We start from the raw sequence: 15,634 nt of genomic DNA, 5'->3' as shown, positions 1-15,634 counted from the left end.
CCTCCAGGAGACGACGGACGGCCGCTGGGTGGGCGTGACCTGAACGGGGCGCGGGTGAACGATGTGGAGGTCGTTTCACAGGTCGGCTCAACGAGGGGCCGACAGCGGTTCTGGCATTGATCCCAAGACTGCAAGCCGCCTTCGCGGCGATGACGAACGCCGCTGGTGGCATGCAGATGAACCGTGCCTCGCTGGCGTGGTTGGACCAGCACATCCTGCACGACAAGCGCACGGAAACGACTTCGTTGACGTTGAGGCACGATGAACGGGTGGCGTACGAGGAGCGGGATCAAATGCTAGGAGATCGTCATAGCGTTCGTGTAACGGCAAATGAAACCGGCGTGCTGTTCGCGTTTCAGCAAGATGAAGGAAAAGAGGTCGTTGCCGAAACCGATCCTTGGCCGCCGACTCGCCTGGCGTTTCATGCGCATGATCGAGTGACGGTGCAGGACGAAATTCCCAGGGAGATGAAGTTTGATTTTTTGCAGGTTCATGGAAGGATTCGTTGTTTGCGGGGGTTCTCGCGGATGATGGTTCGTCGGCAGGAAGCATAAACAGCTCTCCGTGTTGCTTCATCTCAGCATCGCGGCAGCCGAAAACGTTTTTCTGCCGTAATCAGCAGGTGGAGCGCTGCTCGTCGTGTGACGTGGATCGAAGCGCAACCCTTGATGAACGTGACTTCACGAAGCTCCAGAGGTACACGTGAACGAGGTGGTCACGTCCTGACGCCCCTCCTACCCTTCAAGCAGCCGTGCAACGTACCTTGTTCTCGTTGGGGTCATCAAGGACTTCCGCGAAGTCAATGTCAAGCAACGCGACAACAGGCAGTCATGAAGTGGAAGGCCGTTCTGCTTCCCTGCCGGCTTGAGATCACCTTCTCGATCCATGCATTCCTCCTGTAGGTGTTCGAGTTGAGCTTTGTCCTTGACCCTTACACCCCCTGGCGCGGAACCAGGGGCTTTTTTTATGCCTTGACAAGCAACGCGTAAGGTCAGCAAATGCAACGCGGGAAGGTCATCGTGAAGCGTCGTCCATCCGTTGTGATGTCCACGTGCTTGAGGACGCGTGACTTGATCGATTCGTGAACGCCAAGCAGCTTCACGTGAAGTCACACGAACCGTCGTCACGTGCTGGACGGATCCGAGCCCGCCTCGAGGTCGGCGTGTTGTTGTGCTTCACGCTCACGGTGATGCTGCACTTCGACTTGCTGGCGTAGCCGCGCGATTTTCTCCTGCGTCTTCGCGGCGGCCGCCTCCAACTCCGCCGTGCGCGCCCGTGACACTTCCGCTTGCGCTTCCAACCGAGTGATTTCCTGCGCGTCAAGCTTGGCGCTCGCCTCCAAGCGAGCAATGTGCTCTCGCGCTGCCAACGCTTCGTGCTCCAGCTGCTTCTTTTGCTCCGCGTGCGTCGTTCCGCTGGCCTCCAACGCACGAATCCGCGTCAGCACGTCTTGACTGATTTGGTTGAGGTGCATCAAGGCGCGCTCCGCCTGCTCGTGCTTCGCCTGCTGAAGTTGCTCGTGGGCTTGCGTGCTGACACGCTGCAAGGTGGTGATTTGCTCGACGGTGCTCGCTTCGTTGAGCGCCAACGAGATCAGCGCCGCCAAGTCCGCCGCTTGGTGCTGCACGACTTGGCTGAGGTTGGTCAGCACTTGCGCGCTGATGTCCTCGATGGGCGTGCCACGCACTTCCACGAGTGCCCGCTGGATGCTGTCACGCAAGCGGTCAGCGGTCTCGAGTTGCGCGCGCGACGACTGCACGATGCTCTCCAAGGTGGTGACGTGCGGTTCGGCCGCTTGGTGGAGGTCCATGAGCGGCAGGGCGTGCAGTTGCTGCAAGGTGATCGTCAAGACTTGACGCAGCGAGACCGTGAACTGAATTTGCTCTCGACCCGCGTCGATCAAGCGTTCCAGGACGTCTCTCTGCGCGAACCCGGCGGCACCGACGTGCTCGCGGGCAGCAGCGAAAGAGGCACGCTCGGCGGCAACACGGCGATCATCGGATTCGTCGGACATCCCATCAAGTGTATCGCCGTTGACCGACGGGAGGCGTGCAGCACCTTTGATGCACGCGAAGCGTGACGACCGAGCGTGTCTGCGGTCGACGCAAGCGGATGAAGGCGGCGAGCGCTCATCGTGACCGCGTCGATCTGCGACGTGTCGTACCTGCCGTCGACCGCACCCATCGAGGTCGACGGGCACGCCAACGCACGTGATGTCGCGGTTGTACGAGTCCGGATGCGTTCGAAGACACCGGGGACGCGCAGTTGCGCCAACGGCGAGACGTTGTCGACGGCTTCATTGAGCGCGTCTCCCCCGCGTTCCACGGTCTGCGAAACCGGGCCGTGTTCATCCCTGAAGAGGGGTTGTTCACGTGCCTGCCGAACGTGCCGGGCTTCCGCGTGATTCGCATCGATCTCGTCGCCGCGTTGAGCGTCCTGAGAAGCCGGGGATGCTCGGGTGCCATCATCAACTTTACTTCGGCAACGTGAATCCGAACGTCGCCCCTTCATTCGGCATGCCTTCGGCCCACACGCGTCCGCCGTGTCGATGCACGATGCGTCGCACGTTCGCGAGACCCACGCCTGTGCCCTCGAAGTCTTCTTGGCGATGCAATCGTTGAAACACGTTGAATAACTTATCCGCGTACTTCGAGTCGAATCCCACTCCGTTGTCCCGCACGAGCACCCGCCATTCCTCCGGGTGCTCCTCGACGCGCACCTCGATCACCGCGCGCGCTTGGACGCGCGTGTACTTCACGGCGTTGGCGAGCAAGTTCAACATCACTTGCCGCAGCAAATCGGAATCGCCCAGCATTAACGGCAACGGCTCGACATGCCATGTTACCGGTCGTTCTGGCGCCTCCGCTTCCAGCTCTTCACGCACGGACGCCACGAGCGCCCCGAAATCCACCAAGCCCATCCGTAAGGGCTGCCGGGACGTTCGGGACAACTCCAGCATCGCGTCGATGAGTTTGCTCATGCGCGCCGCCGCTTGATCGACCACCTGCAAGTACCGCGCCGACTTCTCGTTCACGCCGCTTCCGAGCGACGTTCGCAGCAAGGCGTTGAAGCTCGCGATGTGCCGGAGGGGCGTACGTAAGTCGTGCGCTACGCCGTACGCGAACGCTTCGAGTTCCTCGTTGGCGTGCGCGAGGGCCGCGGTTTGCTCTTTGAGCAGCTCCCGCTCGCGCGCGAGGACCGTGGTTTGCTCGCTGAGCAACTCCCGTTCCCGCGCGAGATCAGCGTTTCGTTGCCGTAACGCCTCTGTCAAAAGCGCGTCGCGCAACGCGCCTGAGAGTTGCCCACGAAACAACCGCAAGAAGTCTTGGTACGCGTCGTCGAAGCGCTGACGCGCGTTGAGACCCACGACGAGCAATCCCAGCGGTCGGTCTTCAAAGGACGTGAGGGGGAACACCGCCACTTGCGTTACAGGTTCCGGCCAGGGTCCGACGGCGAGCGGTGACGTGGCGAGAACGTGCGCTTGATGCGTCGTTTGCCATTCGGGGGGAGTGTGCTGCCACCGCGTCATCTGCTCGTCGTTGGAGCGGGTCGCGCCACGCCACTGCAGTTCACCTTGCTCGTTTGGCGTGTACACCACGGCGCACGGAAGGTCGTGCGGATTGAGGTTGGCGACGTGCAAGGCCGCGTGAACGACGTCGTCCGGGTGGTGCAAGCCGAGCAGGGTCGCGGTGAGCGCCGCGAGGGTCTTGGTGCGGCGCGCCGCGAGCACCCGCTCGGTGGTTTCGGTGACGGAGCAGAACACGCCGGCCACGTGCCCATTCACGTGGACCGGGGTGTAGCTGACGTCGAAGTAGCATTCTTCCATGTATCCGTGACGCACCAAGGGCACCAGGTGATTTTCGAACGCGGCGCTTTCCCCTCGTTCGATCGCGGCGTCGAAGACGGGTTTGAGGCCTGGGTAACCGTCCTGCCCGAAGATGTCGGCGGTGCGCGCGCCGAGCGCGTGCGGATGCTTGTCCGTGCCGAGGATGGGTCGGTACGCGTCGTTGTACAACGCGATGAGGTCGTGCGTCCACGCGAGGTACATGGGGTGCTTGGACGCCAGCATCATCTGGATGTAGGTGCGCAGCGGGTCCGGCCAAGTGCTGGGAGGACCGAGGGGTGTGGACGCCCAGTCGTGGTGGCGAATGCGGTTGGCCATCTCGCCTTGCTCTTGAACGAGCGAATCGAGTTCAGGCGAGGTGGGGGGAGGGTCCGAAGGCATGGTGTTCTCTTGGAGGATACCGGAATGGCAGGTGGGACGAGGCAACGAACGCGGGGGTGGAGTTTGATGACATGCTTTGGTTGCCGTTCCACCGTCTTGACATGGTCGGCGTCTGCTCACCGACCTGCTCATCGAATGACGATATTGCGGCCCGCCGGGGAGCGAACGTTTTCTGCTCCACGATGGTGTACGGGTTTGATGGGACGTTTGTTGGGAGGAAGGGTGGCTGTCACGCCTGATTTGGTGGGGGGTGGGCGTCCGCGTTGGCGTCGCGGGGAGAGCGTGGAGGTGCTGCGCTTCGAGTTGGCGAGCGTCGCGCGGTGGGACGACGGTGGTGCTCGGTTGGAGGGAGGGTTCTCGGGGTTTGCCTTGGCTGATGCGTGCTTTGCGGTTGAGTTCGTGAAGCGTTGGGTGCGCGGTCGAGCCTGGTTGAGGAGGCATTGGTCGAGCGGGGAGTGGTCGAACGTGGACGATCGGTTGAGTGTTGGCGTCGCGTGGTGTGAAGAGGGCGTCGGTCGTTGACGTTGCATTGTCATGGAAGAACACTTCAGCGAGTATTCCGAGGAAATCCATCAAGATTATGGAGAAGAACATGTTCAAGCGAGCCCTCCCCCTCACCCTCGCCCTGACCGTCAACGCCACGGCCGCACCGATCACCATCAAACACGACCTCGGGACCACCACCCTTCCCGGCATCCCCAAACGCATCGTCGTCATTCAAGAAGAAACCGCCGAACTCCTCGCCGTCCTTGGCGTCAAACCCGTTGGTTTCGCGAGCACCCGCGTCAGCAACGCCAAGCTCGGCCAACCCCTGACCGCCCTCACCACGCCCGCCGCGAAACAAATCGGCACGCCCATCTACGTGAGAACGCACGATCAACCCTCACAAGAAGTCATCCTCGCGCTCAAACCCGACCTCATCCTCATGAACGCCGGCGATGACGGCAGCAACTCCCTCTACCCAGCCCTCAGTAAAATCGCGCCGACCATCGCGTTCGACTTCAGCGAAGGCCGCACCGGATGGCGTAAAGCCTTGACGGAAACCGCGCGGGTCTTCAACAAAACCACCTTGGCCAATCGGTACCTCGTCACGTACGACACCCGAGTGCAAACCCTTCGCGCCCAACTCGCCTCGACCTTCAACGGATCGAACCGCACGGCCTTGCTGTACATGTACCAAGCAACCGACCTCATGGCGCTCGGGCAACGCTTCAGCTTCTCGCGTGCGCTCAGCGCGCTCGGCATGACGCTCGTCATGCCGTCCGGCCTCGACTCGGACCGCGTCTTCCACGTTCTTTCCTCGGAGGTGCTGCCCACCCTCAAGACGGACCGCATTGTGCTATTGCGTCTCACGCACAACGGTCAGCCGCTGGCGCGCAACAACCTCGACGTCCTCATGGCGCGCACCGGCGCGAAGATCACGACGTACCTGCTCGATCCGCAGGAACCGTCGAGTGGGCCGATCACGGATTTGAAACGCGTCGAGGCGCTCGCGAACCTGCTTCGTTGAAGGTTGACCGACGTGCATTTGCACGTTGACCGTACGTCCGCGACGAGGAATTGACAGGAACGTGCCGGCCGTGGATTCCTCTGAGCGCGAGAAGTCTGTGGGTTGGCGCTCTTGCCATGGCGCACACCCACCCGTCGCGATGACGCTACGAACAAAACCGCGACGGTGAAATTCGGCGCCGCTTGGCCACCTCGAAAGAAGGGCAACATTACGGCCGTCCTCGAGTGGGTGCATGAGAAGCTCCAGCCGGCCGTGAAACGCGCCCTCGGCGAAGACATCAACGTCCGCGTCATCCCCGGCCGCGCCCTCGACGTTCGACTCGACAAGTCGTTCACCGCATCCCCGAAGGACGTCCGCGAGCTCGTCGGTGACATCATGAGCGAGTTCGACGTCGAACCGTTCATCCGGCAAGCGAGCGTGTGACGCCGCCTGCTTGAGTTGATCGAGCATGCACCTGCTGATCGGAATCAGGTGAATCCGTGGCACGTGCTGGCGTGCGCCGACTCCAATCCCTCCGTCACCGACGACAGCGTTGAGCGCTTGGTACACCATTCGTGCACGCCCTACCGGCGTGCCGTTCATCGCGAATAAAGTCAACGTCGAACGGCCGCTGCCTGACCCTTCTGACAGCGACGTTGGACGTTTGCAATGGAGGAAGGGATTGAGCGACGTGTACAGCGAGCGAACGATTCAACGTCATCGCGCGATCACAAGCATCTCCTTCGCGAAGCAAAGAGCACGCGTGATGCGTGACCTCTTTGCTTCGCTGCCTCCACCGTAGAGGCGCTGGCGAGCAAGACGAGGATGACGAGAAGTTTGCCGGACCGTAGGCGCGCCTCGCAGCGTGCTCACGGCTCGTCGAAGCGTACGCCACGTCCTTCATTGCAGGTCCGCGTCGACACAACTTGGGCGGATCGAAGGAGCTCGAACCGTGGTGGAACGCCACGAAATTCGAGCTGGTCATGATCACACCACCGTTGGCCACCTACCGTCGAATCACTTGATTCCGCCCGTCGAACGCGGGCATCCCCGGAGGAACACATGTCCCGCAAACGCTCGTTGTCCGCCCTCGCCGTGCTGTCCTTGACGCTGTCCGCCTGCAATTCCTTCACGCTCCCGGCGTCCGCGCCCGACGGCGACACGCCGCTCATGGAAGCCGCGGCGCGCGTTTCCGTCTCCCGCATCGACATCACGCCGACCTCCACGCTCCTGACCGCCGTTGGCGCGACCGCCACCTTGCAAGCCACCGTCTACGACATGCAGGGCCGTAAAGTCACGACGAGCGTCAAGTGGGTCTCCAGCAACCCCACCGCCGTCACGATCGACCCCAAAGGCAAAGTCACCGCCAAGGTCGCCGTGGGCTTCACTCAAATTACCGCCGAGGCGGGCGGCGTGAAGTCCAAGCCGGTCCTCATCACGGTGGCCAAACTCAACCCGAATGCCGTCGTCGTGAGTGACGCGCAAATCGCCTCGAGCGCCGTGCCGTTGATGCCCGCGCCGAGCGGTTCGCTGACAGGCGCGCGCTTTCAAGTGGCGTTGAGCGGCGTGCATCCCAAGCCGGGCCAGGTGCTGCTCTCCAGCGGCACGTCGCCGATCAACGGGCGGGTGCTGAGCAGTACGCCGAGCGGCGGGCAGACGATCGTCACGCTGGAGACGGTGCCCCTCGAGGACGTCTACCAGGACTTGAGCGTGTCGCAGCGCGTGGCGCTGACGTCCAGCGACGTCATTGCGCTGACGGGCGCGCACGCTCCGGAGAACGTCGAGCGTCACGCGGACGGCAGCCTCACCGTGAGCTACCGCTTGCCGAAGAACGTGTCTCGCCGCTCGATCGTGCAAGCGCAAGGATGGCCTGATGACGGCACGCTGCCCGGTCCGTTCAAGAAGGTCGAGTGGGAAATCGGCAAGTTCAAGTGCAGCAGCACCCTCGACGTGCTGCTGTCCGGGGACCTGCTGAGCCTCAAGATCGAGAACAAGCTCGACGTGGACTTCACCGCGCACATCACGAACCGCCAACTGACGACGCTGAGCGCAGTGGCGTCGGGGGAACTCAACGCAACGATCACGGGCGGAATCGACGTGGACCTCGGAGCGCAAGGCGAGTTGAAGTGCAAAGCGATCTTCGCGGAAGTGCCCGTGCCGATCTCCGGACCGCTCGCGACGTTCATCGCGCCCACCGTGCCGATTGGGGTGAGCTTCGGGTTGGAAGGCAAGCTCAAGCTCGGCAAGGCACAACTCGTGGTGGAAGGCAAAGTCAGCTCGAAGAAGAAGGTGGGCTTCGCGTACGACGTCGCCACCGACACCGTGACGTCAATCAACGAGGGAAGCACGACGACGACCTTGACGCCGAAGTTCAAGATGGTCAATCCCGTCGAGGATTTCCGCTTCGAAGGCAGCCTCGCCGTGCAGGGCCTGGTCGGCCTGAACGTCCGCACGTTTCCTTGGTTGGGCTCCGCTGGGCCCGCCATCGAAGCGCTGGAGCTGACGTTTGGACCGAAGGTCGAGGGAAGCTTCGCGCCGGAATCGACGCAGGCGCGCGTGAACGATTACGCTTCGAGTTACGCGTACAAGATGGTGGCAGCGTTAGGGCCGGGATCGACGTTGCAGGACCTCGCGGGCATCGTGAGCACACGAGGCCAGTGGAAGATCGGCAATTTCGGAGTTCAAGGCGAAGTGACGATTTCACGCTCCCCGAACGGCACGCTGAGCGGCCCGTCGAACGCGAAGGCAGGGCAACCGACGATCGTCATCGTCGACCTCAATCCGGCCAACATTCAATTCATTGACGGATGGTACAGCCCGTCGGAAGTGCGGCTGTACCGCGACCGCGGCGGGGTATTGGAGTTCGTGGGCGCCGTGACACCAAGCGCGTGGCAAACGCACTTCGAGTTTCCCTGGACGCCCTCGCCGTTGGATGTCGGGCAGACGGTCGTACTGCGGGCGTTCGTATCGAGCGGTTTGTTGAACGTTCCCTTGGAGCTCGACGACGACGCCAAGATCTCGGTGGCCGTGAGCAAGGCTGATTCCGATGTGCCGCCGCCCTCGAGTCCGCCTGCCAGCGGATCAGGCTGGTACGGCACCGTCACTTACCGTTGGTCGGGCGACAAAACGTTCGAGACGACGACGCCGTCAGGTGTGACCGAGATCACACGTTACGTCCAAAATGGCACCTTCACGTGCAATTACAACGCAACGGACTCGGTCACTTGGAGTTATTCCGACGATTACACGGAGGAGTGGAGAACGGCCAGCAATGACTCGCGCAGGGAGTACCGAAAAGTGGTTCGAGCGAACACAACGCAAGCGTTCGACGTTGGAGCTGATCTGTGGGGCGTTCCAGACGTGTATTACTTGGCCAGCGTGCCCGGCGCCGTCAGGATCACGGATCGAGCGTACTTCAACGGGGAACTCGTCTCCAGCCGTGAGGAAGTCAGCGACCAGATGGTGCCAGAATACGGCTGCACGCAAGGGGGAATTTACGGCGATACCAACCCTGATCCGAACGTCATTACCCTCTCGAAGAGCATCTTTCCCCTGCATGCCGGAATCGTCCCTGAAGATGGCAGCTTCAAGGAGACGATGGAAGTCAACTTGACCAAGAAGTAAGGCCGGGGCTTGGACGACGCGGTGACCATCGATTCTTTCTTACGTGCAGTTCGTTGGGAGACGTGTGCATGCCGTCGTACGGCCAGGCTTCCACGACATCAACGAAGAAGGTGAGGCCGCGCAGAGTGCGGCTTCACCTTCTTGTAGCTTCAAGTTATCCTCCCGTTCCGACTCGGCTCACGCTCGCCAACTCGTCCAAGCGCGGGTTTGACTCGGTTCAACGCGATTGTTCATCCGACGTGAGGCTCGGCATGACGTTGGATTGCCGCCTGCGAGTCCCTTGGTTGAGTGCAACGTCTGTTTGACCCGTTCGACCCATTTCCCTTTGTACGTCGGGCGCGTCGCTCGTACAATCTCACACGCGATGAACGAACGGGAACCACATCGGTTCCCGTTCGTTGACCACGGGGAGGCATGCAGAAGGCGATGTTCACTCCTCTATCACCATCACGTTGGTGATAGAGGAGTGAACACGAACTTGTCGCAGGTGCCGCCACGCAGCACGCTCTCGGTATGCATTCCCATGTACGTTCGGTCGGTCATGGCTTCCAGCGCGCCCCATACGGCGCCCAGCGTGAAGGTGCACTTGCGTTGCGAACCGTGCGCTTCGCCGGCGCTGCACACCGTCTCTTGCGTTTCGATCACGACGTTTCCGTCTTGCTCGTACGATTTGACGACCGCGCATAACTTTGTGCCTTCTCGTCCGATGGCGGCGTTGAGGAGCGTCGCGATGTGCTCGACAGGTACGTTGGAACTGGCGGCGCCCAGCGCGCGCGCGAGGGCGTGTCCGCGGACTTTCCCGGCGCGCGTGAAGACGACGGCCGCGCCGTCTTCGCCGAGGGTGTCTTCGATTCCGACGATGACGGCTTTGAAGCACACGATGGAGCTGAAATCGCCGAGGGTGGGGCGTGTTTGCGTGAGGGTCGCGGTCATCAGTTCACTCCTTGGAAGGCGCCACGAGGGCTTGTCGTGCGGCGAGGTGACATAGGAAACGATGGGCTCGGCAGGTGGTGCGAGGAATCGGCGCCAAACGAATCGAAGGGTTGAACTCACAACACCATGGCAATGACTTTGGCGGTGTCTCGGGCCTCCATGTGCAGCAACCCGAGGTTCATGACGGCGGGTGTGACGACGGCGAGCACGCCACGTCCGCACGAGTACAAGAAGACTTGCCCCTCGGTACCGCTGACGCTCAGCTCGGTCAATGTTCCCGCTGCGAGGGTGTCGTTGATGCGCTTGCCGAGCCCGAGCGCTGTCGCTGCCATCGCGGCGACACGGTTGGCATCGACGCCAGCGCCCATGGTCTGCGCGACAGGCAAACCGTCCGACGTGGCGATGATGACGCCTTTGAGTTCTGGAAGGGTGCTACGCAACGCGGAAAGGGCGTCGTTGAGGGCTGTTTGTTTGCTGGTGGTCGCGGTCATGGTGAACTCCTTTGGAGGAAAGGTGGATTCGAAGTGAATGGAGGTGCATGGATGCCGTTAACGCGAAGACGCGGAGGCGACGCTCGCGTGTGAAGCGCGCGAGGAACGGACCTGTGAGGCGGGAAGGGACGCGAGCAATTGAATGAGGGCGCGCGCGGCATTCGTAGGGTCGGTGGCGTTGATGCCGACAACGTGTTGAAGGGGGAGTTGAAAGTACAAGGCGACGTCGCTGGGTTGCCACGCGGCCGTTTGGTCTTGTCTCGTGACGGCGAGGATGAACGGCAGTGCATGCCGTTGAGTAATGAACTCGAGGATGTTGCGGGCAGCGGGAAAGTCTCGAGGGCGTTGGCCGTTGACGAGCATGACGAGTCCGATCGCGCCTTCGCACAGCACGTCCCACATGAAGTCGAAGCGGTCTTGGCCGGGCGTGCCGTACAAGTGCAATTCCAGGTCGTCGAGGTGCATGGTGCCGAAGTCGAAGGCGACGGTGGTAGAGGCTTTACCGATGTTGTCGCTTGGTTCGACTTCCGTGCTGATGACGTGCGTTTGACTCAGCGTTTGCACGAACGTGGTCTTTCCCGCGCCCACGGGTCCGCTGACGACCAGTTTCAGGGGTGCGTTCATGCGCGCGCTCCGACGATCCGGCGAAGCGCGCCGAGCAAACGCGTGATCGGGTGGGCGGTGTTGGCGGCGGGACGTTCGGGTGAGTGCGAGGACGTTGGCGTAACGTGGCGAGTGCGATGTGGAGACGTTGGGTTCTCCGGCGTGTACCGCGAGGGTTGAATTACGTTCACGGCGCGCAGGCGGTACAACAGCAGTTGCGCGTCGCGTTCGCTCATGCTCAAATTCGACGCGAGGACATGGGCGCTCGCGCCTTGCTGAACGAACGGCAGAATTGTCGTCCACGTCGATTGCAGTTCGAGTGGAACGTCCGCTTGCCGGGTGGGAACGAACGTCGTTCGTGGATGCGGAAGGTGATCGTCGGGGATGTCAGGGTGCGTGACGTGATGCAGCAAGTCCGTCAAGATGTAATCGACGTGCCGAAGGGCGTCGGTGATGGTCATGGCGTGAAATTCCCAGGCGCCGCTGGCGGTGGTTGCGAGGGTGCGAACAACGTCTTGCAGGCGGGAATCGTCGCGGATGTCGAAGCCGTCGACGAAAAGGGCGCGTAGTCGTCCGCGTTCGAGGATGAGTTGAAGATTCCGGCCGTGAAACGCTCGGTCGAAGTCGAGGGTGCCGGTGTGGTGCGCCAACACCTGGGTGAGGTCGGTGAGTGGAAGGTCGGTGAGGTCTCCGGTGAGGGCCATGGCGTTCCTTTCGGCGGGGAGGGGATGGAGCTCGGCCCCTCTTGGTCCTCACGGTACGCAGGAAACTTCACAACGCTCTTACGTTTCGAAGAAGCTCTCATACTTCGTCTGTTTCGCAGTGAGCGTCGCCGGGTGGGTGATGTTCATGAACGGCGTGAACGCGTTGGGCACACCGCGCAACTCGGCCGCGCGGGTCGCGCTTAGCTTCATAACCTAAAGGGAAGATGAAGTGTGGCGGTCGGTGGTCACCGCGCCTGTACCGTGCGAGCCGTGAACGCGAAGCGGACGCGTTACGTGTTCGTGTGACCTCGCCGCAAGAGTCGGGACACGTACCGACCTTGCATGGGTCGCGAATGCACGAATCCTTGCCAAGCATTCACTTGCAACGCTTGGACCAACGCACGATTCGCGGGCGTTGCAACACCTTCCATAATCACCTGGAATCCCAAGGTTCGGCACAATTCAACGACGGCGTGCAAGACACGCCTGCCTTGCTTCTCGTCGCACCCCAAGTTCAGCATGAGCGAACGGTCCACCTTGACTCTCGTCACCGGCAGGCGACTCAATCGTGACAATGACGAGCGGCCCATGCCGAAATTGTCGAGCAGGACTTCACACCCCAGGGCTCGCAGTTCACTCGCTACCGCGGTCGTCACGTCGTCAAAGGCTTCCTCGACGACTTCCAGCCACAAGCGCTCGGGTGGCAGCGAATAGTGAAGGAGCGTCGATTGCACGAACGAAGTGACTTCGTGCGAACGCAGCATTTCAAGCGAGCAGTTCACGCTCACACTCGGAGCGCTTGCGGTGGGCGCGGTCCACTTCGCGGCGTGCCGACACGCTTCGTTCACGATGAAACGATCGAATTCGGCGAGACGCCGCGTTTCACGAAGCACCTCCAAGAAGACGTCGGGGGTGAGCACGCCGCGCGTCGGGTGCCGCCAACGCGCCAACGCCTCGAAGGCGATGATGCTGTTGGTGTGCGCGTCGAGGATAGGTTGAAAATACACTTCGAACTCTCGACGGTCGAGCGCGCTGAGCACGTCACGCGTGAGTTGCGCACGCTCCGCAACTTGACCTTTGTGGTCGGGATGGTAGAACACGACCGGACTCGCTGGATGTTCACGCGCCATTTGTAAAGCCAACGCCGCATCCGCGAGGACATCAGGCGCATTCTTGTACTCGTGCAAGCAGACGGTGACACCCATGCGGACATCGACGCGAACATCGCGGCCCGCGAGTTTGTACGGTTGCGTGAGGGCGCGCAACAACTGTTGCGCGAACGTTTGCACTTCCTCAGGGCTACACAAGTTCTCCGCGACGACCACGAACTCATCGCCGCCCATTCGGGCAATGGTGTTCGACCTGGATGCCTCTCGTCGAAGTCGATGCGCGACTTGCAACAACAACGCGTCCCCGCTCGTCGATCCGTACGTCTCGACAATACGCTTGAAGCGTACGATGTTGATTGTCAACACGGCGAAGCGGTGATTGGCCCGGTCGATGTGAAGCTTGACGCTGTGATCTAAACGATCGAGCAGCAACGCGCGATTGGCCAAGCCTGTCAACGCGTCATGGAACGCGTCATGCTGCGCTTGCTGCAGGTGATGTTCCAACCGCCGCGTGCGTTCTTGCACTTGCTGAGCCAGCAGTTCATTGTTTTTCCGAAGCGCACGTTCCACCCGCCGCTCCTGTGTCACGTCACGTGCCACGCCGAGGATGCCTTGGCCTCCGGATGGCAGTGGAAACGGGGTGAGCGTCGTTCGGAAGTTCCGAAGGGCGCCATCGACAAGCCATTGCTCTTCGATGGTCGTGACGTCCGCGGCTTTGCGGGCTCGTGCGGTCACTCGTTCAAACGCGCGGGCCGTGTCAAGGTCGAACAACTCCCAGTACGTGCGACCGAGGATGTTCTCTACGGGCTGGCCGATGGCGGCCGCCGCCGTGTCGTTCACGAAGATGTACGTGCCGTTGGCATCTTGCAGGTAAACGGCATCGCGCACACCACGTAACACTCGGGTGAGCATCTCGTCACGATCACGAAGGGTGTTGCTGGCAGCGTACTGCTCGGTGAAGTCGAAGGCGACGCCGAGCACGCTATGGCCATCGGCATGCCGACGGCCCCGAACGGCCACGTGACGCTTGGAACCGCTCGGGTGCTGCACGCGAAGGACGATGTCGACGGTCGGGTCGGTCGGAAGGTGGTCACGCAACGTCGACACGAGTTGTGAGACGACCGCGTGGTCATCCACATGTACCCAAGGAAGGAAGCTGTGCAGCGGTATGGTTTCGGACGCGGGCCACACGTGCGTTTGGCCGTGAATTTCGATGGTGAGCAGCGTGGAGTGAAGGTCGAGCTTCCATGCGATCATGCCGGCGCCTTCCAGCGCGAACCTGAGGTGCATCTTGCGGTCGAGCAGCGCTCGGGTGAGGCGACGGCGTTCCGTGTCGTCACGGTGTCGTTGCAACTCGTGCATCACGAGCGCGGTGAAGTCACGTAACACGGCTTCTTCCTCAGAAGTGAATCGCGTTCTCGGTTTCGTGTCGTACACGCACAGACTGCCGAGGCTGGCATCTTCGGGCGTGACGAGGGGGATGCTGACGAAGAAGCGGATGTGCGGGGGGCCTTGTACGAACGGGTCGTTGGTGAAGCGAGCATCTCGAAGCGCGTCGAGAATCACCAGCGGCTCGTCGCTCGCGCGTTCGAGAAGGTGTTGACGCAACGCCGCGTTTGTCGGTCGGTCACGTTCGGTGAGTGAACGTCCGTGCTTTGATACGAGAACGTGTCGTTGATCGTCGCGTAGATTTACGCACGCCATGGGCGCCTTGAGAACGCCAGCCAAGCTTCGGGTGAGGGCGTCCAGGAGGGCAGTCGAGGAGGGTTGGAGGAAGGGAAGGGCGCGCAGCGCCGCCAGGCGTTGCAATTCGCGGTTGGCCTCGAATTGATCCGAGTTGCTGGCTGCGTAGGCGTCCGCCATACGACGATGCTACCAAACTTCCTTTATAGATGTTCATAAAGACTTAACATTGGAGGCGGGCGTTCTTGAACGGCTTCCATTCCTCTCGGCGCACGAGTAGAAGGAGGACGTTCACCACCGGCACGTCTTCGTGTTCCAGCAAGGATTTCACTCCTCGGGCAGCACACGATCGCCCACCACTCCGCCTTCGCCAACCGTTCCATCGATGACTTGCGCGACCTCACGCACGCCGAAGCGCACGCCATTGGCATGGCCCTCCTCTTCGGCGTCACCGCCTGAACTCACTTGACGCCATGAAGCGTTCGTCTGAACGCTTCATGCTGAGAGGCCGAATGCATCGACTTCTGATCGCCTTGCCGTTCGCCGCGCTGCTCTTCGTTGCCCTCGTGACCTTCACCTTCAACGTCGTGTGGAGTGCATCCGCACCCGCCGTCGCCCTCCTGGTCATGCTCGCCTGGCTCGAAACGCGCGGCATGCAACGCGCCTCCTTGTTCGACTGACGCATGGTCAAGCCGAACCACACGATCCCCGCGCCATAGCACACCATCAGCACGCCAAACGCGAACCTTGACCAAGGACGCACCACAAGCCAC

The 15,634-nt window shown here is 61.6% G+C and carries 12 protein-coding genes; 5 read left to right on the top strand and 7 right to left on the bottom strand.

The window, feature by feature from the left end:
* Positions 1-149 precede the first annotated feature (149 nt).
* Complete coding sequence (locus DES52_RS17620) at positions 150-554, top strand: hypothetical protein (RefSeq protein ID WP_211317956.1); 405 nt, start codon at positions 150-152, stop codon at positions 552-554.
* 569 nt (positions 555-1,123) lie between these two features.
* On the opposite strand, the gene DES52_RS17615 is transcribed toward DES52_RS17620, so the two are convergent.
* Together DES52_RS17615 and DES52_RS17605 are read right to left on the bottom strand one after the other, a co-directional pair.
* Entirely contained in the window at positions 1,124-2,014 is an 891-nt protein-coding gene (locus DES52_RS17615) for a hypothetical protein (RefSeq protein WP_110888154.1), read from the bottom strand.
* A gap of 459 nt (positions 2,015-2,473) precedes the next feature.
* Positions 2,474-4,225, bottom strand: a complete 1,752-nt coding sequence (locus DES52_RS17605) for a sensor histidine kinase (protein ID WP_245901110.1) — start codon at positions 4,223-4,225, stop codon at positions 2,474-2,476.
* 592 nt (positions 4,226-4,817) lie between these two features.
* Between DES52_RS17605 and DES52_RS17595 the strand changes: the two genes are divergently transcribed.
* The 3 genes from DES52_RS17595 to DES52_RS17580 all read left to right on the top strand — a co-directional run bounded on the left by DES52_RS17595 (position 4,818) and on the right by DES52_RS17580 (position 9,338).
* Positions 4,818-5,735 (top strand): ABC transporter substrate-binding protein, encoded by a 918-nt coding sequence (locus tag DES52_RS17595; protein ID WP_170131124.1) that lies wholly within the window; start codon positions 4,818-4,820, stop codon positions 5,733-5,735.
* Positions 5,736-5,987: 252 nt separating this feature from the next.
* Positions 5,988-6,158 (top strand): hypothetical protein, encoded by a 171-nt coding sequence (locus DES52_RS23055; protein WP_170131123.1) that lies wholly within the window; start codon positions 5,988-5,990, stop codon positions 6,156-6,158.
* 618 nt (positions 6,159-6,776) lie between these two features.
* On the top strand, positions 6,777-9,338 hold the full coding sequence (locus DES52_RS17580) for an Ig-like domain-containing protein (RefSeq protein WP_110888148.1): 2,562 nt from the start codon (positions 6,777-6,779) through the stop codon (positions 9,336-9,338).
* 447 nt (positions 9,339-9,785) lie between these two features.
* Here the strand turns inward: DES52_RS17580 and DES52_RS17575 are convergent, their stop codons facing one another.
* The 5 genes from DES52_RS17575 to DES52_RS17555 form a co-directional block, all read right to left on the bottom strand.
* A complete protein-coding gene (locus DES52_RS17575; protein WP_110888147.1) occupies positions 9,786-10,271 on the bottom strand; it encodes a hypothetical protein in 486 nt (161 codons plus the stop codon).
* Between the two features lie 116 nt (positions 10,272-10,387).
* Positions 10,388-10,762, bottom strand: coding sequence for a roadblock/LC7 domain-containing protein (locus DES52_RS17570; protein ID WP_110888146.1), 375 nt, complete (start codon positions 10,760-10,762; stop codon positions 10,388-10,390).
* 57 nt (positions 10,763-10,819) lie between these two features.
* Positions 10,820-11,386 carry a GTP-binding protein gene (locus DES52_RS17565; protein WP_110888145.1) on the bottom strand — a complete coding sequence of 189 codons (567 nt, stop codon included), beginning with the start codon at positions 11,384-11,386 and terminating at the stop codon, positions 10,820-10,822.
* Positions 11,383-12,069: a DUF4388 domain-containing protein gene (locus DES52_RS17560; RefSeq protein ID WP_110888144.1), complete on the bottom strand. Its 687-nt coding sequence runs from the start codon at positions 12,067-12,069 to the stop codon at positions 11,383-11,385. The genes DES52_RS17565 and DES52_RS17560 overlap by 4 nt, the downstream gene beginning before the upstream one ends.
* A gap of 290 nt (positions 12,070-12,359) precedes the next feature.
* A complete protein-coding gene (locus DES52_RS17555) occupies positions 12,360-15,041 on the bottom strand; it encodes a sensor domain-containing phosphodiesterase (RefSeq protein WP_110888143.1) in 2,682 nt (893 codons plus the stop codon).
* 332 nt (positions 15,042-15,373) lie between these two features.
* On the opposite strand from DES52_RS17555, the gene DES52_RS23050 reads away from it, so the two are divergent.
* Positions 15,374-15,541: a hypothetical protein gene (locus DES52_RS23050; RefSeq protein WP_170131122.1), complete on the top strand. Its 168-nt coding sequence runs from the start codon at positions 15,374-15,376 to the stop codon at positions 15,539-15,541.
* The last annotated feature ends 93 nt before the right edge of the window (positions 15,542-15,634 follow it).

Source organism: Deinococcus yavapaiensis KR-236 (genome assembly GCF_003217515.1).
GTDB classification, from domain to species: Bacteria; Deinococcota; Deinococci; order Deinococcales; family Deinococcaceae; genus Deinococcus_A; species Deinococcus_A yavapaiensis.
The sequence above is the reverse complement of the archived record's forward strand: the minus strand, read 5'-3'. Positions and strand labels throughout refer to the sequence as shown.

Excerpts from the sequence above, each read along its gene's own strand:
- DES52_RS17570 (WP_110888146.1), bottom strand. The coding sequence starts at position 10,762 with ATGACCGCGACCACCAGCAAACAAACAGCCCTCAACGACGCCCTTTCC.
- DES52_RS17565 (WP_110888145.1), bottom strand. The coding sequence starts at position 11,386 with ATGAACGCACCCCTGAAACTGGTCGTCAGCGGACCCGTGGGCGCGGGA.
- DES52_RS17580 (WP_110888148.1), top strand. The coding sequence starts at position 6,777 with ATGTCCCGCAAACGCTCGTTGTCCGCCCTCGCCGTGCTGTCCTTGACG.
- DES52_RS17620 (WP_211317956.1), top strand. The coding sequence starts at position 150 with ATGACGAACGCCGCTGGTGGCATGCAGATGAACCGTGCCTCGCTGGCG.
- DES52_RS17560 (WP_110888144.1), bottom strand. The coding sequence starts at position 12,069 with ATGGCCCTCACCGGAGACCTCACCGACCTTCCACTCACCGACCTCACC.
- DES52_RS17615 (WP_110888154.1), bottom strand. The coding sequence starts at position 2,014 with ATGTCCGACGAATCCGATGATCGCCGTGTTGCCGCCGAGCGTGCCTCT.
- DES52_RS17595 (WP_170131124.1), top strand. The coding sequence starts at position 4,818 with ATGTTCAAGCGAGCCCTCCCCCTCACCCTCGCCCTGACCGTCAACGCC.
- DES52_RS23050 (WP_170131122.1), top strand. The coding sequence starts at position 15,374 with ATGCATCGACTTCTGATCGCCTTGCCGTTCGCCGCGCTGCTCTTCGTT.
- DES52_RS17555 (WP_110888143.1), bottom strand. The coding sequence starts at position 15,041 with ATGGCGGACGCCTACGCAGCCAGCAACTCGGATCAATTCGAGGCCAAC.
- DES52_RS17605 (WP_245901110.1), bottom strand. The coding sequence starts at position 4,225 with ATGCCTTCGGACCCTCCCCCCACCTCGCCTGAACTCGATTCGCTCGTT.
- DES52_RS17575 (WP_110888147.1), bottom strand. The coding sequence starts at position 10,271 with ATGACCGCGACCCTCACGCAAACACGCCCCACCCTCGGCGATTTCAGC.